This is a genomic window from Pantoea sp. 1B4, assembly GCF_016925765.1.
In the GTDB taxonomy this organism is placed as follows: Bacteria; Pseudomonadota; Gammaproteobacteria; order Enterobacterales; family Enterobacteriaceae; genus Pantoea; species Pantoea agglomerans.
In genome coordinates, this window is record NZ_JAEUWZ010000001.1 from 1,290,631 (window position 1) to 1,312,620 (window position 21,990).

11 protein-coding genes and 4 pseudogenes are annotated in these 21,990 nt (G+C 56.6%); 8 read left to right on the top strand and 7 right to left on the bottom strand.

What is annotated here, in order from left to right:
• The first annotated feature begins 8 nt into the window (after positions 1 to 8).
• From cmoM to JNO11_RS06265, 7 genes and pseudogenes are all read left to right on the top strand, one after another.
• Positions 9 to 795 (top strand): annotated as a pseudogene (gene cmoM / locus JNO11_RS06235) (tRNA uridine 5-oxyacetic acid(34) methyltransferase CmoM).
• Positions 792 to 2,115: pseudogene (gene mukF, locus JNO11_RS06240) on the top strand (chromosome partition protein MukF). Before cmoM ends, mukF begins: the two co-directional pseudogenes overlap by 4 nt.
• A complete protein-coding gene (gene mukE / locus JNO11_RS06245; RefSeq protein ID WP_010669765.1) occupies positions 2,096 to 2,821 on the top strand; it encodes a chromosome partition protein MukE in 726 nt (241 codons plus the stop codon). The pseudogene mukF and the gene mukE overlap by 20 nt, the downstream one beginning before the upstream one ends.
• On the top strand, positions 2,818 to 7,305 hold the full coding sequence (mukB, locus tag JNO11_RS06250) for a chromosome partition protein MukB (RefSeq protein ID WP_325177078.1): 4,488 nt from the start codon (positions 2,818 to 2,820) through the stop codon (positions 7,303 to 7,305). Before mukE ends, mukB begins: the two co-directional genes overlap by 4 nt.
• A gap of 190 nt (positions 7,306 to 7,495) precedes the next feature.
• Positions 7,496 to 9,265 carry a L,D-transpeptidase gene (gene ldtD / locus JNO11_RS06255; protein WP_325177079.1) on the top strand — a complete coding sequence of 590 codons (1,770 nt, stop codon included), beginning with the start codon at positions 7,496 to 7,498 and terminating at the stop codon, positions 9,263 to 9,265.
• A gap of 185 nt (positions 9,266 to 9,450) precedes the next feature.
• Positions 9,451 to 9,999: a YcbK family protein gene (locus JNO11_RS06260; RefSeq protein ID WP_010254972.1), complete on the top strand. Its 549-nt coding sequence runs from the start codon at positions 9,451 to 9,453 to the stop codon at positions 9,997 to 9,999.
• A gap of 39 nt (positions 10,000 to 10,038) precedes the next feature.
• Positions 10,039 to 10,668 (top strand): MBL fold metallo-hydrolase, encoded by a 630-nt coding sequence (locus JNO11_RS06265; RefSeq protein ID WP_325177080.1) that lies wholly within the window; start codon positions 10,039 to 10,041, stop codon positions 10,666 to 10,668.
• Between the two features lie 42 nt (positions 10,669 to 10,710).
• Here JNO11_RS06265 and JNO11_RS06270 read toward each other — a convergent pair whose 3' ends face one another.
• The 4 genes from JNO11_RS06270 to pncB all read right to left on the bottom strand — a co-directional run bounded on the left by JNO11_RS06270 (position 10,711) and on the right by pncB (position 16,346).
• On the bottom strand, positions 10,711 to 11,901 hold the full coding sequence (locus JNO11_RS06270) for an amino acid aminotransferase (protein WP_111533586.1): 1,191 nt from the start codon (positions 11,899 to 11,901) through the stop codon (positions 10,711 to 10,713).
• 233 nt (positions 11,902 to 12,134) lie between these two features.
• Positions 12,135 to 13,280, bottom strand: a complete 1,146-nt coding sequence (gene ompF / locus JNO11_RS06275) for a porin OmpF (RefSeq protein ID WP_033779477.1) — start codon at positions 13,278 to 13,280, stop codon at positions 12,135 to 12,137.
• Positions 13,281 to 13,581: 301 nt separating this feature from the next.
• Entirely contained in the window at positions 13,582 to 14,982 is a 1,401-nt protein-coding gene (gene asnS / locus JNO11_RS06280) for an asparagine--tRNA ligase (protein ID WP_010254981.1), read from the bottom strand.
• Between the two features lie 158 nt (positions 14,983 to 15,140).
• Complete coding sequence (gene pncB, locus JNO11_RS06285; RefSeq protein WP_010669771.1) at positions 15,141 to 16,346, bottom strand: nicotinate phosphoribosyltransferase; 1,206 nt, start codon at positions 16,344 to 16,346, stop codon at positions 15,141 to 15,143.
• Between the two features lie 243 nt (positions 16,347 to 16,589).
• On the opposite strand from pncB, the gene pepN reads away from it, so the two are divergent.
• On the top strand, positions 16,590 to 19,205 hold the full coding sequence (pepN, locus tag JNO11_RS06290; protein ID WP_033766848.1) for an aminopeptidase N: 2,616 nt from the start codon (positions 16,590 to 16,592) through the stop codon (positions 19,203 to 19,205).
• 38 nt (positions 19,206 to 19,243) lie between these two features.
• On the opposite strand, the pseudogene ssuB reads toward pepN, so the two are convergent.
• The 3 genes and pseudogenes from ssuB to ssuD all read right to left on the bottom strand — a co-directional run bounded on the left by ssuB (position 19,244) and on the right by ssuD (position 21,981).
• Positions 19,244 to 20,033: pseudogene (gene ssuB, locus JNO11_RS06295) on the bottom strand (aliphatic sulfonates ABC transporter ATP-binding protein).
• Complete coding sequence (gene ssuC, locus JNO11_RS06300) at positions 20,030 to 20,821, bottom strand: aliphatic sulfonate ABC transporter permease SsuC (RefSeq protein WP_010254987.1); 792 nt, start codon at positions 20,819 to 20,821, stop codon at positions 20,030 to 20,032. The pseudogene ssuB and the gene ssuC overlap by 4 nt, the downstream one beginning before the upstream one ends.
• Positions 20,822 to 20,831: 10 nt before the next feature.
• A pseudogene (gene ssuD / locus JNO11_RS06305) lies at positions 20,832 to 21,981 on the bottom strand (FMNH2-dependent alkanesulfonate monooxygenase).
• Between the last annotated feature and the right edge of the window lie 9 nt (positions 21,982 to 21,990).

Genomic DNA, 21,990 nt, shown 5'->3' on the forward strand with positions numbered 1-21,990 from the left:
CGCATGCCATGCAGGATCGTAACTTTGACGATCTCGCGGATAAATTTTCGCAAAATATTTACGGCACCACTAAAGGGAAGATACGCCAGGCCATTCTCTGGGATGAGCTGGAGAAGATTCTGCCCGGTCTGTCACCGCACCCGCTATCGGTGCTGGATGCTGGCGGCGGTGTCGGCCAGGTCTCCAGCGGGCTTGCTGCGCAGGGCCATCAGGTTCTGCTGTGCGACCTTTCCAGCGAGATGCTGCGCCGGGCCGGGGAAAATGCGGCGGCGCAGGGTGTGAGCCACAACATGCAATTCAGACAAATTAGCGCTCAGCAGGTGGGTGAACATTTGGATAAGCCGGTGGATCTGGTATTGTTCCACGCTGTGCTTGAGTGGGTCGCTGAACCGGAGAAGGTGCTGAAAGCGCTGTTCGATCTGCTGCGTCCGGGGGGGCGTCATGTCGCTGATGTTTTACAATCTGCACGGCCTGACATTGCGCACCTTAACGCTGGGTAACTTCGGCTATCTGCGCACCAACCTGACTAAACGCAAAAAGCGAACGCTGTCGCCTGACTATCCGCGCGACCCCGAGCAGGTCTATCGCTGGCTGGAGGCGTGTGGCTTTATGATTGAGCAGCGTGCCGGGATCCGGGTGTTCAGTGACTACATGAAGCCGCCGAAGGGCGAGCCAAAAAGCGACGACGAAATTATTGAGATGGAGCGGCGTTACTGCCGTCAGGAACCCTTTTTGAGCTTAGGGCGCTACATCCACGTGACCGCGCGTAAACCCGGGCAGAAGGACGAATTATGAGTGAATTTTCCCAGACGGTACCTGAACTGGTCTCCTGGGCGCGCAAAAATGACTTTTCCCTTGCGCTGCCAGTGGAACGTCTGGCCTTTTTTGCTGGCTATCGCCACCCTCAACGGTGAGCGGATGGATGGCGAAATGAGCGAAGGCGATCTGATTGATGCTTTCCGTCACGTCAGTAAAGCTTTCGAACAAACCCATGAAACCGTGTTGGTTCGTGCCAACAACGCCATCAACGACATGGTGCGACAGCGCCTGCTCAACCGTTTTACCAGCGAAATCACGGAAGGCAATGCCATCTATCGCCTGACGCCGCTGGCGATCGGCATCACTGACTATTACATCCGTCAGCGTGAGTTCTCGACCCTGCGCCTGTCGATGCAGCTGTCGATTGTGGCCAATGAGCTTAAGCGGGCAGCCGATGCCGCGCAGGAAAATGGCGATGAGTTTCACTGGCACCGCAATGTTTTCGCGCCGCTGAAATATTCCGTGGCGGAGATCTTTGACAGCATCGATATGACCCAGCGTCTGATGGATGAACAGCAGCAGGCGGTTAAAAATGATATCGCCGAACTGCTGAACAAAGACTGGCGCGCGGCCATCTCCAGCTGTGAAATGCTGCTTTCTGAAACCTCAGGAACGCTGCGTGAACTGCAGGATACGCTTGAAGCCGCGGGCGACAAACTTCAGGAAAATCTGCTGCGCATTCAGGATGCCACGCTGGACAGTCCCGATCTGGGCTTCGTCGATAAGCTGGTGTTTGATCTGCAAAGCAAACTCGACCGTATTACCAGCTGGGGCCAGCAGGCGATTGACCTCTGGATCGGCTATGACCGCCACGTCCATAAATTCATTCGTACCGCCATCGACATGGATAAAAACCGCGTCTTTGCGCAGCGCCTGCGGGTATCGGTGCAGAATTACTTCGACGCGCCCTGGGCGCTGACCTATGCCAACGCCGACCGCCTGTATGACATGCGTGATGAGGCGCTGACGCTGCGTAACGACGAAGTGATGGGCGAACTGCCGCCGGAGATGGAGTACGAGGAGATTAACGAAATCCGCGAACAGCTGGCAGCGATGATTGAAGAAGCGCTGCAGGTCTACAAATCGCAACAAAAACCGCTCAACCTCGCGTCAGTGATGCGCGACTACCTGGCCCAGTATCCCCGAGCCCGCCATTTCGATCTGGCGCGCATTGTGGTGGATCAGGCGGTGCGCCTTGGCGTAGCGGAAGCTGATTTAGCCGGTTTGCCTGTGGAATGGCAAGCCATCAATGATTACGGAGCCAAGGTGCAGGCACATGTCATCGACAAATATTGAACAAGTGATGCCGGTTAAGCTGGCACAGGCACTGGCCAACCCGATTTTTCCCGCGCTGGACAGCCAGTTACGCGCCGGACGCCATATCGGTATCGAAGAGCTGGATAATCACGCTTTTCTGATGGACTACCAGTCGTTTCTCGAAGAGTTTTACAGCCGCTATAACGTTGAGTTAATCCGTGCGCCGGAAGGCTTTTTCTATCTGCGTCCGCGTTCAACCACGCTGATTCCGCGTTCCGTGCTCTCTGAGCTGGACATGATGGTCGGGAAGATTCTCTGCTATCTCTATCTCAGCCCGGAACGACTGGCCAATGAAGGTATCTTCACCCAGCAGGAGCTGTACGACGAACTGCTCTCTCTGGCCGATGAGAACCGCCTGCTGAAGCTGGTCAACCAGCGCTCAACCGGTTCGGATCTGGATCGCACCAAACTGCAGGAGAAAGTGCGCGCCTCTCTGAGTCGTCTGCGTCGCCTTGGCATGGTGTGGTTTTTCGGCAACGACAGCAGCAAGTTCCGCATCACGGAATCGGTGTTCCGCTTTGGTGCCGACGTGCGCGGCGGTGATGATGCCCGTGAAGCGCAGCTTCGTCTGATTCGTGATGGCGAGGCCATGCTACTGGAAAACGCGACAGCACCGGTCGACACCGATGACGGTGAAGGGCAGGAAGGCGACGCGAGTGAGAACGCAGAGGAAGAACAGGCATGATTGAGCGCGGAAAGTTTCGTTCGCTTACGCTGATCAACTGGAACGGCTTTTTTGCCCGTACTTTTGATCTCGATGAATTAGTGACCACGCTGTCAGGCGGTAACGGTGCGGGTAAGTCCACCACGATGGCGGCATTTGTCACCGCGCTGATCCCCGATTTAACGCTGCTGCACTTCCGTAATACCACCGAAGCGGGCGCGACATCAGGATCTCGTGACAAGGGTCTGCACGGTAAACTGCGGGCTGGCGTCTGCTACTCCATGCTGGATGTGGTGAACTCACGCCATCAGCGAGTCGTGGTCGGTGTCCGTCTGCAACAGGTCGCCGGACGCGATAAAAAGGTCGATATTAAGCCATTCAGTATCCATGGCCTGCCCACCGACACCAACCCAACCGATATGCTGACGGAAGTGCTCAACAGCCGTCAGGCTCGCGTATTACCGCTGAACGAAGTCAAAGAGCGGGTTGAGGCGCAGGAAGGCGTGCAGTTCCGCGCCTATAACTCAGTCACCGATTATCACGCCATGCTGTTTGATCTTGGTGTGGTGCCGCGTCGTCTGCGCTCTGCCAGCGATCGCAGCAAGTTTTATCGTCTGATTGAAGCCTCGCTGTATGGCGGTATCTCCAGCGCCATCACCCGATCGCTGCGTGATTACCTGCTGCCAGAAAACAGTGGCGTGCGCAAAGCGTTCCAGGATATGGAAGCCGCGCTGCGCGAGAACCGCATGACGCTGGAGGCGATCCGCGTTACCCAGTCTGACCGCGATCTCTTCAAGCATCTGATCTCCGAGGCGACCAGCTACGTTTCGGCTGACTATATGCGCCACGCCAACGAGCGTCGGGGACATCTCGACAGCGCGTTACAGCTGCGCAACGAGCTGTTCAGCAGCCGCAAGCAGCTCACCACCGAGCAGTATCGTCATGTTGAGATGGCGCGCGAACTGGCCGAGCACAGTGGTGCAGAAAACGATCTAGAAGTCGATTATCAGGCCGCCAGCGATCACCTGAACCTGGTACAGACGGCGATGCGTCAGCAGGAGAAGATTGAGCGCTACGATGCGGATATCGAAGATCTGACGCTGCGGCTGGAAGAGCAGACCGAAGTGGTCGCCGAAGCGCGTGAAATTCAGGAAGAGAATGAAGCGCGGGCCGAAGCGGCTGAGCTGGAAGTAGATGAGCTGAAAAGCCAGCTGGCCGATTTCCAGCAGGCGCTCGACGTGCAGCAAACCCGCGCTATCCAGTATCAGCAGGCATTGCAGGCGCTGGAACGCGCCCGCACGCTCTGCCAATTACCCGATCTGAGCATTGAAAATGCGGCTGAATGGCAGGAAAGCTTCCAGGCCAAAGAGGAAGAGGCGACAGAACGGTTGCTGCGCCTGGAGCAGAAGCTGAGCGTAGCGGAAGCGGCGCACAGTCAGTTTGAACAGGCGCTGGCGCTGGTGACCAGCATTGCCGGTGACGTGACCCGTCAGGACGCCTGGCAAACCGGCCGCGAACTGCTGCGTGATGCCAGCAACCAGCGTCATCACGCCGAACAGCTCTCTTCGCTGCGTCTGCGTCTCAATGAGCTGGAACAGCGTCTGCGCGAACAGCATGAGGCGGAGCGCCTGCTGGCGGAATTCTGCAAGCGTCAGGGGCAGCATTATGAAGCGGATGCGCTGGCAGGCCTGCAGCAGGAGCTTGAAGCACAGATTGAACAGCTGAACAGCAGCGTCTCCGACGCCGGTGAGCAGCGCATGATGATGCGCCAGGAGCTGGAGCAGCTGCGCGAACGCATCACCAGCCTGACCGCCCGTGCGCCACACTGGCTGGCGGCGCAGGAGATCCTGACTCAGCTCAGCGAACAGACCGGCCAGGCGCTGAACAGCAGCCAGGACGTGACCGAATATATGCAGCAGCTGCTGGAGCGTGAGCGTGAAACCACCGTCGAGCGCGACGAAGTGGCCGCTCAAAAACGTGATATCGAGCGGCAGATTGAACGTCTTAGCCAGCCAGGCGGTGCGGAAGATGCGCGCCTGACCCAGCTTGCCGAACGTTTTGGCGGCGTGTTGCTGTCAGAGATTTACGATGATGTGACGCTGGATGATGCGCCTTACTTCTCGGCGCTCTACGGTCCGTCGCGTCATGCGATTGTGGTGCCGGATCTCTCGCGCGTTCGTGAGTTGCTGGATGGTCTGGAAGAGTGTCCGGAAGATCTCTACCTGATCGAGGGTGATCCGCAGTCGTTCGATGACAGCGTCTTCAGCGTCGATGAACTGCAGAATGCGGTGGTGGTGAAGGTGGCAGAGCGTCAGTGGCGCTACTCCCGCTTCCCGAAAATTCCGCTGTTTGGCCGCGCGGCGCGTGAGAATCAGCTAGAGCTGCTGCACCTTGAGCGCGATAAGCTGGCCGAACGCTACGCCACGCTGTCGTTCGACGTGCAGAAAACGCAGCGTCTGCATCAGTCATTCAGCCGCTTTATCGGCAGTCATCTGGCCGTCGCCTTTGACGCCGATCCGGAAGCGCAGATCCGTCAGCTCGGCGCACGCCGGGGTGAGCTGGAGCGCGCGCTGAATCAGCATGAGAGCAACAATCAGCAGCAGCGTCAGCAGTATGAGCTGGCCAAAGAGGGCGTATCACAGTTAAACCGGCTGCTGCCACGCGTCAATCTGCTGCTGGATGAGACGCTGGGCGATCGCTGCGAAGAGATCCGCGAGCAGGTCGATGCGGCACAGGAAGCGGCGCGCTTCCTGCATCAGCATGGCGCTAAGCTGGCGAAACTGGAACCGATCATCGCCGTGCTGCAGAGCGATCCTGAACAGCATGAGCAGTTACAGGCGGATTATCAGCAGGCGCAGCAGCAGCAGCGCAACGCCCGTCAGCAGGCCTTTGCCCTGACAGAAGTGGTGCAGCGTCGCGCCCACTTCAGCTACGACGACTCGGCCAGCATGCTCAACGGCAACAACGACCTCAGCGATAAGCTGCGTCAGCGTCTGGAGCAGGCTGAGGGCGAACGCAGCCGCAGTCGTGATCGCCTGCGTGAACATCAGGCGCAGCTGACGCAATACTCCCAGGTGCTGGCCTCGCTGAAAAGCGCCTATGATGCCAAGCGCGACATGCTGAAAGAGCTGCAGCAGGAGATGCAGGACATTGGCGTCCAGGCTGACAGCAGCGCGGAAGAACGCGCGCGCGTTCGCCGTGACGAGCTCTACACGGCACTGAGTCATAACCGCGCCCGCCGCAATCAGCTGGAGAAACAGCTTACCTTCTGCGAAGCGGAGATGGATAACCTGCAGAAGCGACTGCGTCAGCTGGAGCGTCAGTATCATCAGGTGCGTGAGCAGGTGGTCAGCGCCAAAGCGGGCTGGTGTACCGTACTGCGTCTGGTGAAAGAGAATGGCGTTGAGCGTCGTCTGCATCGCCGTGAACTGGCCTACCTGAGCGGCGATGAGCTGCGCTCTATGTCGGATAAAGCGCTGGGTGCGCTGCGTCTGGCGGTGGCGGACAACGAACATCTGCGCGACGTGCTGCGACTGTCGGAAGATCCAAAACGTCCGGAACGTAAAATTCAGTTCTTTATTGCGGTTTATCAGCATCTGCGCGAGCGTATTCGTCAGGATATTATTCGGACTGACGATCCGGTCGAAGCAATTGAGCAGATGGAAATCGAACTGAACCGTCTGACGGAAGAGCTGACGGCGCGTGAGCAGATGCTGGCAATCAGTTCGCGCAGTGCGGCCAACATCATCCGTAAAACGATCCAGCGTGAACAGAACCGTATCCGCCAGCTCAACCAGGGCCTGCAGACCGTCAGCTTTGGTCAGGTACGCAGCGTGCGGCTCAACGTGAACGTGCGTGAAACCCACGCCATGCTGCTGGATACGCTGTCGGAAGAGCACGAGCAGCATCAGGATCTCTTTAACAGCAATCGCCTGACCTTCTCGGAGGCGCTGGCGAAGCTCTACCAGCGTCTTAATCCGCATATCGACATGGGGCAGCGTACGCCGCAGACCATCGGTGAGGAGCTGCTGGACTACCGCAACTATCTGGAGATGGAAGTGGAAGTCAACCGCGGTTCCGATGGCTGGCTGCGCGCAGAGAGCGGGGCGCTCTCAACCGGTGAAGCGATCGGTACCGGTATGTCCATTCTGGTGATGGTGGTGCAGAGCTGGGAAGAAGAGTCCCGTCGTCTGCGCGGCAAAGATATTTCGCCATGCCGACTGCTGTTCCTTGATGAAGCGGCCCGTCTTGATGCCCGTTCCATCGCCACGCTGTTTGAACTCTGTGAGCGACTGGAGATGCAGCTGGTGATTGCAGCGCCGGAGAATATCAGTCCGGAAAAAGGCACGACCTACAAACTGGTGCGTAAGGTGTTTAATAACACCGAGCATGTGCATGTGGTTGGTCTGCGTGGTTTTGCTGCCGATCCTTCGCCGGTGCGGGCGGGAAGCGACGCAGATGCGCTGCCCGATTTAACCGCTGAAAATTCGCAGGCGGAAACGTAGTCAAAAACTGAACCATTCGTTAATCTGGTTACGGCATTTGTCGCATGAGGCAAATGCCGTTTTTGTTTGTATACTCACATGATGAGTCACGGCGCGGTCGCAGTGGATACAGGGAACACTGCGAAGTTGAAAAACAAGGGGGCAGGGATGTTGCTGGTAAAAAAAATTAAATCATCATCGCGTTCTATCATTGTTAGCGCTGGCGCTAACCGTTGTTCCATTTACGCTACCGCAGGCCGCTGTCATCGCCGCTTTGCCCGGGACAACGCAGGCGGCTATCTCCGTTTCCGAAAGTCAGCAACGCATCCGGCAGGCGTTTTCCAGCGCCGATCAGCCGTTTTATCTGGCACCGCTGGCGACGCTCTATGCATCCCGCCATATGCAACCGCTCTGGCAGGATCCCCAGGCGATACAAAAATTTCAGCAGCAGCTGGCTGAAGTGGCGCTTTCTGGTGTTCAGCCACAGTTCACGCGCTGGATTGAGCGTCTGACAAACCCGGCGATCACCGGCTTTGCCCGGGATGTCGCGCTGTCCGATGCGATGCTGGGCTATCTGCAATTTGTTTCGAATGTGCCGACGCAGGGTGAAACCTGGCTTTACAGCAATGTTCCCTACCGGCTGACACAGCCGTCGGTGGCGGTCGTGAATCAGTGGCAGAACGCGGTCAATGCAGGATCGGGCAACACGTTTATTGCGTCACTGCAGCCGCAGCACCCGCAGTATCAGCCGATGCACGCCGCGCTGAAAACCCTGCTAGGTGATAAGCAGCCCTGGCCGCAGCTGAAGAGCAGTGAAACGCTGCGTCCGGGACAGGTCAGTGACGATGTGCCGGCGTTGCGTGAAATCCTGCAGCGCAGCGGCATGTTAACGGCGCAGGTTAATGCACCTGCACCGGATGACGATGCGGTGCCGGTGGCCGCCTCACCAGTGACCCACAGCGACCAGCCGGTTGCGGTCAGCCCTTCTGCCGCGCCAGTCACCGATCTGTCTGCGCCTTCACTGCAATCGCCGGGTAACGTTCAGAGTCAGACGCTGGAAGGGAACACCGCCAATGTCTATGACGAGACGCTGGTGGCGGGTGTGAAGCGTTTCCAGCAGTGGCAGGGACTGGATGGCGACGGTGCTATCGGTGCCAGAACGCGGCAGTGGCTTAACGTCTCTCCGCAGATGCGTGCTTCGTTGCTGGCGCTGAACATTCAGCGACTGCGCCTGCTGCCGGACGATATGCACAACGGCATAATGGTGAACATCGCCAACTACTCGCTGATTTATTACAACAACGGCAACAAGATCCTCTCATCACGGGTCATCGTCGGGCGTCCGGATCGCAAAACGCCGTTGATGCGCAGCGCGCTCAATAATGTGGTGCTGAACCCGCCGTGGAATGTGCCAACCACGCTGGTGCGTAAAGATATCATTCCTAAAGTGAAGCAGGATCCGACCTATCTCTATAAGCATGGCTATACCCTGCTGTCGGGCTGGAGCGCTGACGCTGAAGTGATCGACCCCAGCATGATCGACTGGCGCATGGTCACCGCTTCATCGTTCCCCTATCGGTTGATTCAGGCACCGGGTGTGGCGAATGCGCTGGGCCGCTATAAATTTAATATGCCCAGCTCAGATGCGATCTATCTGCACGACACGCCGAACCACAACCTGTTCCAGCGGGATATCCGCGCGCTCAGCTCAGGCTGCGTCCGGGTAAATAAAGCGTCCGAACTGGCGGGCTTATTACTGCAGGACGCGGGCTGGAACGATGCCCGCATCTCCAGTACGTTAAAAGAGGGTGACACCCGCTACGTGCCCATTCGCCATCGTATTCCGGTCAATCTCTATTATCTGACGGCGTGGGTCGCTGATGATGGCAAACCACAGTTCCGCACAGATATTTACAATTATGATGACACCGCGCGTTCGGGCAGTCAGGCTTTGAGTCGGGCTGAGCAATTGCTGCTCTAGTGATTGATTTTAAATCGTTAGCGGCGGGCCGGTTATTCAGAAAAATGTTATCAAATGGCGATTCCTGCAGGGATCGCCACGCAAACAGGTTGCAGATGGGTTGACGCTCTACTGAGAGAAAGTTATGGTTCGGGCTGTGCGCTTTTTGCACATTTCTATGGCTTCACTCTCAGGTAAATCGTTACATGTCTACTATTGATTCTTTTCGTCGCAAACTACTGCTGTGCGGTAGCGCCGCCGCCGGTCTGGCATTATTACCCGCTTCTGCAAGGGCTTCGCTTTCTACCTCTCGCCCGCGTGTATTGATGCTTAATAATCTTCATACCGGTGAAACCCTTAAAACTGAGTTTTTTAATGGTAAGAGTTACGACAAGGATGAGTTGTCACGATTAAATCACTTTTTCCGTGACTATCGCGCCAATAAAGTGAAAAGCATCGATCCGCACCTGTTTGATCAAATCTTCCGCCTGCAGGCGCTGCTGGGAATGCGTAAACCGATACAGCTGGTTTCGGGCTACCGTTCACTGGCAACCAACAACATGTTACGTGAGAGCGGTCCTGGGGTGGCAAAGCACAGCTATCACACCAAAGGCCAGGCAATGGATTTCCATATCGAAGGAGTTTCTCTGGCTAATGTACGCAAAGCGGCGTTATCTCTGCGTGCGGGTGGTGTAGGATATTATCCCCGCAGTAACTTTGTACATATTGATACCGGGCCGATCAGGCACTGGTAATGACACCGGCAACGCTGCGTGAGCCGGTCATGGAGCGTTATGAATTACCACATTATTCCTGTTACCGCGTTTGCCCAGAACTGTTCAGTTATCTGGTGCGAGTCCACTCGTGAAGCCGCGCTGGTCGATCCAGGCGGCGATGCCGATCTGATCAAAGAGACGCTGGAACAGCTCAGACTTAAACCTTCCCGGATTCTGCTGACTCATGGACACCTTGATCACGTCGGGGCCGCCGTTGAGCTGGCTGCCTTCTGGCATATTCCGATTGTCGGACCACAAAAGCGTGATGCATTCTGGCTGGAGGCGCTGCCTACCCAGAGCCGGATGTTCGGACTTGATGAGTGCGCGCCTTTTACCCCCGATCGCTGGCTGGAAGAGGGGGAGAGCGTACAGGTAGGGCTGACCACGCTGGAAGTCCTGCACTGTCCGGGCCATTCGCCTGGCCACGTGGTGTTTTTTGATCGTCCGGGACGGTTATTGATCTCAGGCGATGTGATTTTTAATGGTGGTGTGGGACGCACAGACTTCCCACAGGGCGATCATCAGCAGTTAATCGAGGCTATCCGCACGAAACTGCTGCCGCTGGGCGATGATGTCACTTTTCTGCCCGGTCACGGCCCGATTTCTACGCTGGGGCATGAACGCATCAGCAATCCTTTCCTGCAATAAAAAATGGGCCAGCAGGCCCATTTTTCAATTCGGTCATCCTGCTTACAGCACGGCGACAATCGCTTCGCACAGCGCCGACATATTGTCTGGCGTCATGCCCGCCACATTCACCCGACCTGAGTTCACCGCGTAAACGCCAAACTCTTCACGCAGGCGAATGACCTGCTCTTTGGTTAAGCCACTGAACGAGAACATGCCGTTCTGCTTAATAATAAAGCTGAAGTCGCGCTGTGCGCCTTTTTCCGCCAGCGTGTTTACGAAGAGCTGGCGCATGCGCTGAATACGCTGGCGCATGTCCGACAGCTCCTGCTCCCAGATGGTACGCAGGGTATCGTTGCCCAGAATGGTGGCGACGATGGCGGCGCCATGTGCCGGCGGATTGGAGTAGTTCGCGCGAATGGTGTACTTCACCTGACTGAACGCGGTATCAGCCACGCTTGCTTCGGCGGCAACCAGCGTGATGGCACCAACACGCTCGTTATACAGGCCGAAATTCTTGGAGTAAGAGCTGGCGACGATCAGTTCCTGATGCGAGGCGGCAAAAATACGCAGGCCTTCTGCATCTTCCTCCAGACCACGGGCAAAACCCTGGTAAGCGAAGTCAAACAACGGCAGCCAGCCGTTGGCCTGTGACAGCTCCGCCAGCTGTTGCCACTGCTCAGCGGTCGGGTCGATACCGGTCGGGTTATGGCAGCAGCCGTGGAACAGCACCACATCGCCTGGCTGAACCTGTTTCAGTGACGCGACCATGCCATCGAAATCCAGCGTATGGTTTGCCGGGTCGTAATAGTGGTATTCACAGACCTCAAGACCGGCAGCGTTAAACACGTTGTTGTGATTCGGCCAGCTTGGATTGCTGATCCAGACCCGCTTCACCGATGTTTGCGTGGCGAGGAAATCGGCTGCAACGCGTAGCGCGCCTGTACCACCCGGTGTCTGAGCCGTGCGAGCGCGGCCAGCGGTGATTAGCGGGCTCTGGTTGCCGAACAGCAGGGCCTGTGTGCAACGGGCAAAATCAGCCAGACCATCAATACTGAGATAGTTTTTGGTGGTTTCATTTTCCAGCAGATATTGCTCAGCTTTTTTAACACTGGTCAGCACCGGGGTCTTGCCGGTTTCGTCTTTATAGACGCCAATGCCCAGATTGATTTTTTCCGGGCGGTCGTCAGCACGAAACAGATCGGCCAGCCCAAGAATAGGATCGGCGGGTGCAGCAGAGATCGATTCAAACATGTGTCAGGTCCATTAGCGTGAACTTAAGCAAGAGAGCTCTCAGGTTAGCGTCCGGCCAGGCAAATGCCAACCGTTTGCGAGACAAATTCATACATTTTGCGGTGCGGATTGCGCGACGGGGAAGTAAAGACGTTTTAGCGGAGTAGAAGGGCGTGAGGAAACAGAGTTCTGGTGAATAACAGCCATAAAAAAACGGGACCGTAGCCCCGTTTTTCAACATGTTCGAAGCAGGATTAGAACTGGTAAACCAGGCCTACACCAACCACGTCGTCTGAGTTCATACCCAGTGCGTTGTCGTCATCCAGCTGGTTGATTTTGTAATCAACATAGGTAGACATGTTTTTGTTGAAGTAGTAAGTCGCGCCAACATCGATGTATTTGTACAGGTCAGCATCGCCCACGCCTTCAATATCTTTGCCTTTCTGCTGCACGTATGCGATGGATGGACGCAGACCGAAGTCAAACTGATACTGAGCAACTAACTCAATAGTCTGGCTTTTGTTAACATAGGCAGTGCCATTAGTGGTTGAGCCAGGGAGAGCGCCAGCGGCGGTGTTAGGTACGGTAGCGTCATAAAATGAAGAGTTACGGCCTTCGCCATACATTGCCGCCAGGTAAACGTTGTTCGCATCATATTTCAGCGCAGTTGCCCAGTTCTCTGCACGTTTGCCCTGACCGATTACGTTACCGTTCGCGTCAGTAGTACCCGCTGCCTGTGCATTAGTACGGTCGCTGCTGCTGTATGCACCAACGATGCCTACACCGATTGGTGAGGTGTAAGAAGTTGAGAACGCGTAGCCGTCGCCGTTAGAACGACGCACACCGTCGCTGTTACCGTCACGATCGTTTTTACCCTGATACTGAGCAGCAAAGTCCCAGCCATCAACCAGACCGAAGAAGTTGGTGTTGCGGTAGGTCAGCAGGCCGCCGCTACGACCGTTCATGAAGTTATCTGAGTTACCCCAGTCACCACCAAATACTGGCAGCATATCGGTCCAGCCGATTGCATCGTAAACCAGACCGTAGTTACGGCCGTAGTCGATTGAACCTGCATCGCCGAATTTCAGACCGGCAAAGCCCAGACGGGTTTTGTTGCCGTCTTGTGCGTCAGAACCTTCAGAGTTGTTCGCCTGAACGTTGTATTCCCACTGGCCGTAACCGGTCAGCTGGTCATTAATCTGGGTTTCGCCTTTGAAGCCGAAGCGCACATAAGACTCATCGCCATCATCACCAGCGCTATCAGAGAATTGGTGACGCGCATCCACTTTACCGTACAGGTCCAGTTTGTTGCCGTCTTTGTTATAGATTTCTGCAGCGTTTGCTGCGCCAGCTACTAACAGAGCAGGGATAACCACTGCAAGAATATTGCGCTTCATCATTATTCATTACCCTCATTGGAGTTATTTGTACACCTGCCACTGCCGTCAGGAAATCTTTACAGAACCCTGAACGAAGTTTGGTGTCTTCCTGTGTCTGCACGCATCTTTCCATCCCACCCGCCGTAATTCTAGCGCTTAAATGCTACTAAACTCGTAATCTTGTTTCAGTAAGAAAATATGTATTACAAAATGTAAAAAAACACGGAACTTTGTGAGAGAACTCAAAATTTACAAAAATAAAAAAAGGCCGGCAGTGCCGACCTCGTTATATATATGAATTTCTTATATTTAATGCCGAATATCAGAAACTCGCGTTGCGTGGGGTGCGCGGGAAGGGGATTACGTCCCTGACATTTTGTACGCCGGTGACATAGGCGATCAAACGTTCAAAGCCTAATCCAAAGCCAGAATGTGGCACGGTACCGTAGCGACGCAGGTCACGATACCACCAGTAATCTTCTTTATTCAGACCCATCTCTTCCAGACGCGCATCCAGGACATCCAGACGTTCTTCACGCTGTGAACCGCCAATGATCTCACCAATGCCTGGCGCCAGAACATCCATCGCCGCCACGGTTTTGCCATCGTCATTCAGGCGCATATAGAACGCTTTAATGTCTTTCGGATAGTTTTTCACCACCACCGGCGCTTTAAAGTGTTTCTCGGCCAGGTAACGCTCATGTTCAGAGGAGAGGTCAATACCCCATGAGACCGGGTTTTCGAAGGTCTGACCGCAGTTCATCAGGATCTCAACCGCATCGGTGTAATCCACCTGCGCGAAATCGGTGGTGATGAAACGCTGCAGACGCTCAACCGCCTCTTTATCTACCCGCTCAGCAAAGAAGGCCATGTCATCGGCACGCTCTTCCAGCACCGCGTTGAAAACATACTTCAGCATTGATTCGGCCAGTGCAGCGGCATCATCCAGTGAGGCAAAGGCGATTTCCGGCTCCAGCATCCAGAATTCCGCCAGATGGCGGCTGGTGTTGGAGTTCTCTGCGCGGAACGTCGGACCGAAGGTGTAGATCTTCGACAGGGCACTGGCATAGGTTTCGCCATTCAGCTGACCTGAAACGGTCAGGAACGCCTCTTTACCAAAGAAATCTTCGCTGAAGTCAACTTTGCCCTGATCGTTACGCGGCAGGTTTTCCATATCCAGCGTAGAGACACGGAACATTTCGCCGGCACCTTCGGTATCGGAGGCGGTAATCAGCGGCGTCGAGACCCAGAAATAGCCATTTTCATGGAAGAAGCGATGCAGCGCCTGCGCCAGGGTGTGGCGAACGCGGGCGACCGCGCCAATCAGGTTGGTGCGCGGACGCAGGTGAGCCACTTCGCGCAGATACTCGATACTGTGGCGTTTCGCCGCCATCGGGTAGCTATCGGGATCTTCCACCCAGCCCACGACTTCAAGGCTGGTCGCCTGAATCTCAAACGCCTGGCCCTGACCCGGCGAGGCCACCACTTTACCGGTGACGATAACGGAACAGCCCGTGGTCAGACGCAGCACTTCATCCTGATAATTATTCAGAGAATTATTGACGACAGCCTGAACGGGATTAAAGCAGGAGCCGTCATAGACAGCGATGAAGGAAAGACCGGCTTTGGAATCTCTTCGGGTACGCACCCAACCACGTACGGTGACTTCACTGTCAACCGCGACGCGACCGTGCAGTACGTCCGCTACAGGCACTACGCTCATAAATATCTCTCTATATAGAAGAAGTGAGTAAAAAAGTTGCCCCATCCGGGGTTTTGCTATGTTACTTGCGAGTCTTCAGGAAACAAGCAAAATTCAGGGGGGAAAGCAGATTTATTACAGCAGAGGCGGGGCGTATCAACGCCCCGATAAGAAGAGGATTAACTCGCTTTTTTCACCAGCGGCAGATCAAAAGCTTTACGCAGGGCTCTGACAAAGGCTTTATCCTGGCAGATAGTTTTGCCCGGGCTGTCTGAGAGTTTCGCCACCGGCTTGCCATTGCACTGCACCAGTTTGATAACGATGTTAAGTGGCGTCACGCCCGGAATATCGCAGGTGAGGCGGGTACCGATGCCGAACACCACGTTAGTTCGCTGGCCAAAGTGGCGGTAAAGCGCTAGCGCTTTGTCGAGATTTAAGTTGTCAGAAAAGACCAGGTGTTTGCTTTGCGGATCGATACCCAGCTTCTGGTAGTGGGCGAGGGCTTTCTCGCCCCATTCGACCGGATCGCCGGAGTCGTGGCGCAGTCCCTGGTAGCGGCGGGCAAACACCGGGCCGAAATCGCGCAGGAATGCGTCCATAGCGATGCAATCGGTCAGGGCGATGCCCAGCTTATCGTCATACTCATCCAGCCACGCCTGCAGCGCAGCGCGCTGGCTGTTGGCCAGTACCGGACTGATCTGCTGGAAGGCCTGGAACCACTCATGCGCCTGTGTTCCCACCGGCGTCAGTGACAGACGGCGCGCCAGATCATAGTTACTGGTGCCAATCAGCCACGGAAATTCCTGTTTCAGCGTTGAGACGATCGACTGCTGCACATCCTGCGAATAACGACGACGGGTGCCAAAATCCATCAGGCGGAAGCGTGACATATCAAGGTCAGCCACCTGGGCTTTAAAGTCGCCGAGTTTCTGATGTAAGTGGTCAAGTGCCTGCTGAGTAGTGACCTGCGGCGTGCGATGACGATGCACAATCTCACTGATCAGCGCCAGCAGCGGCACCTCCCACATGATCACTTCTCGCCACGGCCCCTGAATACGGAGTTCCAGCTTGCCATGATGATTGCGCACCTCAACCTGATCCGGGTTATAGCGGAACTGGCGTAACCAGCTGAGGTAATCCTGCCGGAAGAAGGGAAGGTGAGACAACCAGGTCGCTTCATCATCAGTCAGCGCCAGGTGTTGCATTGCGGTTATCGCGTCACGAATTTCGTCAGCGTAGAGACCCAGCAGTTCGTCGCCGCGGCAGCGAAACTCCGCCGCCACCGTTATGTCATGATAGCGGTGGAAAACGGCCTGCTGCATATGGAGCTTATAGGCGTCCGTATCCAGCAGCGAGGTCAGTATCGGGGAAGCATGTCCTGTCATGGCGCGTTTCAGCATCCTGTTCGGTGGCGCAGAGCCCGGTGTTGTACACAGTCATAAAGACGCAAAAGTATAATTCACTATCTGAAGCCGATCACAGCATATTTCAGACGGGCGGGTCGAGGCCAATCTGTGCCATTGTTAACAAAGTGTAGCCATTTCACCCTTTAGGTGCATTGTGCGTGGCAAGCTTGTAGTAACAAGCTTAGACTTTGCCGGTAAACTTATAACAACGCGAGACGCAATATGACGCAACAGCCCCAAATCAAGTATCGCCACGACTACCGTGCGCCTGAGTACACCATCACCGATATCGATTTAACTTTTGAACTGGATGCGTCCACCACCCGCGTAACGGCCATCAGCCAGGTTAAACGACTGGGCGACAGCCAGGCTGAGCTGCGACTGGACGGCGAAGCGTTAACGCTGATAGCGCTGGAGGTCGACGGGCAAGCCTGGACGGCCTTCCGTGAAGAAGAGGGCGCACTGGTCATCAGCCAGCTGCCGGAAAGCTTCACCCTGAAAATTATTAACGATATTCATCCGGACCAGAACACCGCGCTGGAAGGGCTGTACAAATCGGGCGAGGCGCTCTGCACCCAATGTGAGGCTGAAGGCTTCCGTCATATTACCTGGTATCTCGATCGCCCCGACGTGCTGGCGCGCTTTACCACCACCATTTATGCCGATGGTGAGCGCTATCCATTCCTGCTCTCCAACGGTAACCGCATTGACAGCGGCCGGGATGAGCAGGGTCGCAGCTGGGTGAAGTGGCAGGATCCGTTCCCGAAACCCTGCTACCTGTTTGCGCTGGTGGCGGGCGATTTCGACGTGCTGCGCGACAGCTTCACTACCCGTTCAGGACGTGATGTGGCGCTGGAGATCTTCGTCGATCGCGGTAACCTCGACCGTGCCGACTGGGCGATGACGTCGCTGAAAAACAGCATGAAGTGGGATGAAGAGCGTTTCGGTCTGGAGTATGACCTCGACATCTTTATGATCGTGGCGGTGGACTTCTTCAACATGGGCGCCATGGAGAACAAAGGCCTTAACGTCTTCAATGCCAAATATGTGCTGGCTAAAGCGGAAACGGCGACGGACAAAGATTACCTGGGCATTGAAGCGGTTATCGGTCACGAATATTTCCATAACTGGACCGGTAACCGCGTGACCTGCCGCGACTGGTTCCAGCTCAGCCTGAAAGAGGGACTGACAGTGTTCCGCGATCAGGAGTTCAGCTCTGATCTGGGTTCACGCGCGGTGAATCGCATTGATAACGTGCGTATCGTACGCGGTGCGCAGTTCGCCGAAGATGCCAGCCCGATGGCACACCCCATCCGTCCGGATCAGGTCATCGAGATGAACAACTTCTATACCCTGACGGTGTATGAAAAAGGGTCAGAAGTGATCCGTATGATGCACACCCTGCTGGGTGAAGAGAATTTCCAGAAGGGCATGAAGCTCTATTTTGATCGTCACGACGGCAGCGCCGCCACCTGTGATGATTTTGTTCAGGCGATGGAAGATGCCTCGAATGTTGACCTGTCGCAGTTCCGCCGCTGGTACAGCCAGTCCGGTACGCCAGTGCTGACGGTGCGCGACGATTACAACCCGGAGCTGGAGCAGTATACGCTGCACGTCACGCAGCACACGCCAGCGACTGCCGATCAGAAAGAGAAGCTTCCGCTGCATATCCCGCTGGATATTGAACTCTACGATGGCGAAGGCAAGGTGATCCCGCTGCAGAATAATGGTCATCCGGTGCATCATGTGCTGAATGTTACCGAGGAGTTCCAGACCTTTATTTTCGATAATGTCTACTTCCAGCCAGTGCCGTCGCTGCTGCGCGAATTCTCTGCCCCGGTGAAGCTTGATTACAAATGGAGTGATGCTCAGCTCACCTTCCTGATGCGTCATGCACGCAACGACTTCTCCCGCTGGGATGCGGCTCAGAGCCTGCTGGCGACCTATATCCGTCTGAATGTTGCCCGCTATCAGCAGGGCCAGCATCTGTCACTGCCGCTGCATGTCGCCGACGCCTTCCGCGCGGTGCTGCTGGATACCGACTGCGACCCGGCGCTGACCGCGCTGATCCTGACGCTGCCGTCGGAAAATGAGATTGCCGAGCTGTTTGATACTATCGATCCGCAGGCAATTGCGCTGGTGCGTGACGCGCTGCAACGCACGCTGGCACGCGAACTGGCCGATGAGTTTTTTGCGATCTACAACGCCAATCAGCAGCCTGAATACCGCGTGGAGCATGACGCGATTGGTCAGCGCAGCCTGAAAAATATCTGCCTGACCTATCTCGCCTTCAGCGATGCGCAGCTGGCGGATAAACTGGTGCAGACCCAGTATCACCAGGCGACCAACATGACCGATGCGCTGGCGGCGCTTTCTGCTGCTGTTGCGGCACAGTTACCGTGCCGTGATGCGCTGCTGGCAGCTTACGATGAGCGCTGGCATCAGGATGGTCTGGTGATGGACAAATGGTTTGTGCTGCAGGCGACCAGTCCGGCCGCTAACGTGATGCGCAATGTGCGTCAGCTTCTGAATCATCGCTCCTTCACCATGAGTAATCCGAACCGCGTTCGCTCGCTGGTGGGTGCCTTTGCCTCGGCTAACCCGGCCGCCTTCCATGCTAAAGATGGCAGCGGGTACAAGTTCCTGGTGGAGATGCTTACCGACCTTAACACCCGCAATCCGCAGGTTGCGGCACGGATGGTGGAGCCGCTGATTCGCCTGAAACGTTATGACGAAGGCCGTCAGGCGATGATGCGCCAGGCGCTGGAGCAGCTGCTGGAGCTGGATAAACTTTCTGGCGACCTCTACGAGAAAATTACCCGGGCACTGAACGCCTGATAATTAAAAAAGGGGAGTGTCTGAGACACTCCCCTTTTTTAGCGCTGCTGCGCGTAACGAACCGGCTGCGGTCGTTCCGTACGCTGCATGACCCGATCCAGTACCTCTGCTTCCAGCTCGGCCAGCCGCGCCGATCCGCGGCGGCGGGGACGGGGCAGATCCACCAGCAGATCCAGCCCGATCTGACCCTCTTCGATCAACAACACGCGATCTGCCATCACCACCGCTTCACTGACATCATGCGTGACCAGCATTACGGTAAAGTGATGCTGCTGCCACAGTGACTCAATCAATCCCTGCATTTCAATGCGGGTCAGGGCATCCAGCGCCCCCCAGCGGTTCATCCAGCAGCAGTAAACCGGGCCGGTGGATCAGCGCTCTGGCCAGTGCGACGCGCTGTTTCTGGCCGCCGGAGAGGGCGGCTGGCCACTCATCAGCCCGATCGGCGAGGCCTACCGCCGCCAGCGCATCCAGCGCTGCGCTGCGCCATTCGCGTCCGCGCAGACCCAGTCCGACGTTATCGATCACTTTTTTCCACGGCAGCAGTCGCGCATCCTGAAACATCAGGCGGGTATCTTCACGAGCCGACTGCAGCGGCGCATTGCCTGCCAGCAGTTCACCGCTGGAGCTCTGTTCGAGACCGGCCAGCAGGCGCAGCAGCGTGCTTTTGCCACAGCCGCTGCGACCCACCACCGCCACAAACTGACCGGAGGGAATATGCAGGTCAATCTTATTCAGAATGGTGCGGCTGCCATACTGTTTGCTGACGCCGTTAACGCCAACCGGGGTGCCGGTGTTGAGGCGCGCCGGTGAGAGAGTCTGGCTCATGCGTTCTCCTCCTTCAGTTGATAAGCGGGATGCCAGCGCAGCCAGACACGTTCAAGCAACAACGCGGCGACATCCGCCAGTTTGCCGAGCAGGGCGTAAAGAATAATGGCGACCACCACCACATCGGTCTGCAGGAATTCACGCGCGTTCATGGCCAGATAGCCGATACCCGCGTTGGCAGAGATGGTCTCTGCGACAATCAGCGTCAGCCACATCAGGCCCAGCGCGAAACGCACGCCGACCATAATATTGGGCAGCGCGCCGGGCAGGATCACCTGAATAAACAGGCTCCAGCCGGAAAGGCCATAGCTGCGCGCCATCTCAACCAGCCCGCGATCGATGTTGCGGATGCCGTGATAAGTATTCAGGTAGATCGGGAACAGCGTCCCCAGCGCCACCAGAAAGATCTTGGCGGACTCATCAATACCGAACCAGAGGATTACCAGCGGGATCAGCGCCAGATGCGGCACATTGCGCAGCATCTGTACCGAGGTATCCAGCAGTCGTTCACCGGTTCTGGAGGTGCCGGTAATCAGCCCGAGCAGCAGGCCGATAGAACCGCCGATACTGAAGCCGATCAGCGCCCGCCAGCTACTGATCGCCAGGTGTTGCCAGAGCTCACCACTGGCGGTCAGCTGCCAGAAGGTGGTCACAATTTTCTCCGGTGCGGGCAGAATACGGGTCGACAACCAGCCGGTTTGCGAGGCAATCTGCCACACCACGACCAGCAGCGTCGGCAGCAGCCAGGGCACCAGCGTATCAGCAAGGCGTTTTCGGGTTCTGGTCATCATGCTCTCCTCAGCCCCGGGCGACTTTTTTCTCAGGGGTAAAATCGTTGGCTACCGCTTCACCGTGTGCCTGAACCACGCGCGGCTGGGGCACCAGTGGAACCTGCAGATCAAGATGCGGGAACAGCAGTTCGCCGACGCGATAAGCCTCTTCCAGGTGCGGATAACCCGACAGGATAAAGGTCTCAATGCCCAGCGCTTCATACTCTTTGATGCGAGCGGCCACGGTCGGACCATCGCCGACCAGCGCGGTCCCGGCTCCGCTGCGCACCAGGCCGACGCCTGCCCACAGGTTAGGGCTGATTTCGAGCTTGTCGCGGCGACCGCCATGCAGTGCGGCCATCCGGCGCTGCCCCACAGAGTCTGCCCGCTGGAACGCCGCCTGCGCTTTCGCGATGGTGGCGTCATCCACATTGGCAATCAGTTTGTCTGCGGCCTGCCAGGCCTCTTCATTGGTTTCACGCACGATCACATGCAGACGGATGCCGAACCGGACGGTGCGCCCCTGGGCTGCCGCTTTCGCGCGCACCTGATCAATCTTCTCTTTAACCTGCGCAGGTGGTTCGCCCCAGGTGAGGTAAACATCGACCTGTTCGGCCGCCAGCTCCTGGGCGGGTTCAGAAGAGCCGCCAAACCACAGCGGGGGGACGAGGCTGCTGCACCGGTTTAAACATCAGACGCGCACCGCGAACCTTCACGTGCTTGCCTTCATAATCGACGGTTTCGCCTTCCAGCACCCGGCGCCAGACGCGGGTAAACTCGGCGGATTCCGCGTAACGCTCGCGGTGATCGAGAAACACGCCGTCGCCCGCCAGCTCTTCCGGATCGCCGCCGGTCACCAGATTAAACAGCGCACGTCCGTTAGAAAGACGGTCCAGCGTGGCGGCCTGACGCGCTGCCTGGGTTGGTGAAATCACCCCAGGACGCAACGCCACCAGGAATCGCAGGCGCTGCGTCACCGGAATCAGCGAGGCGGCAACCAGCCAAGCATCTTCACAGGAGCGGCCGGTCGGGATCAGTACGCCGCCAAAGCCAAGGCGGTCAGCGGCCTGCGCCACCTGTTGCAGGTAGGCGTGATCAACCGGTCGCGCCCCTTCGGCAGTACCAAGATAGTGGCCGTCGCCATGCGTCGGCAGGAACCAGAAAATGGATACGCTCATTGTTGCTCC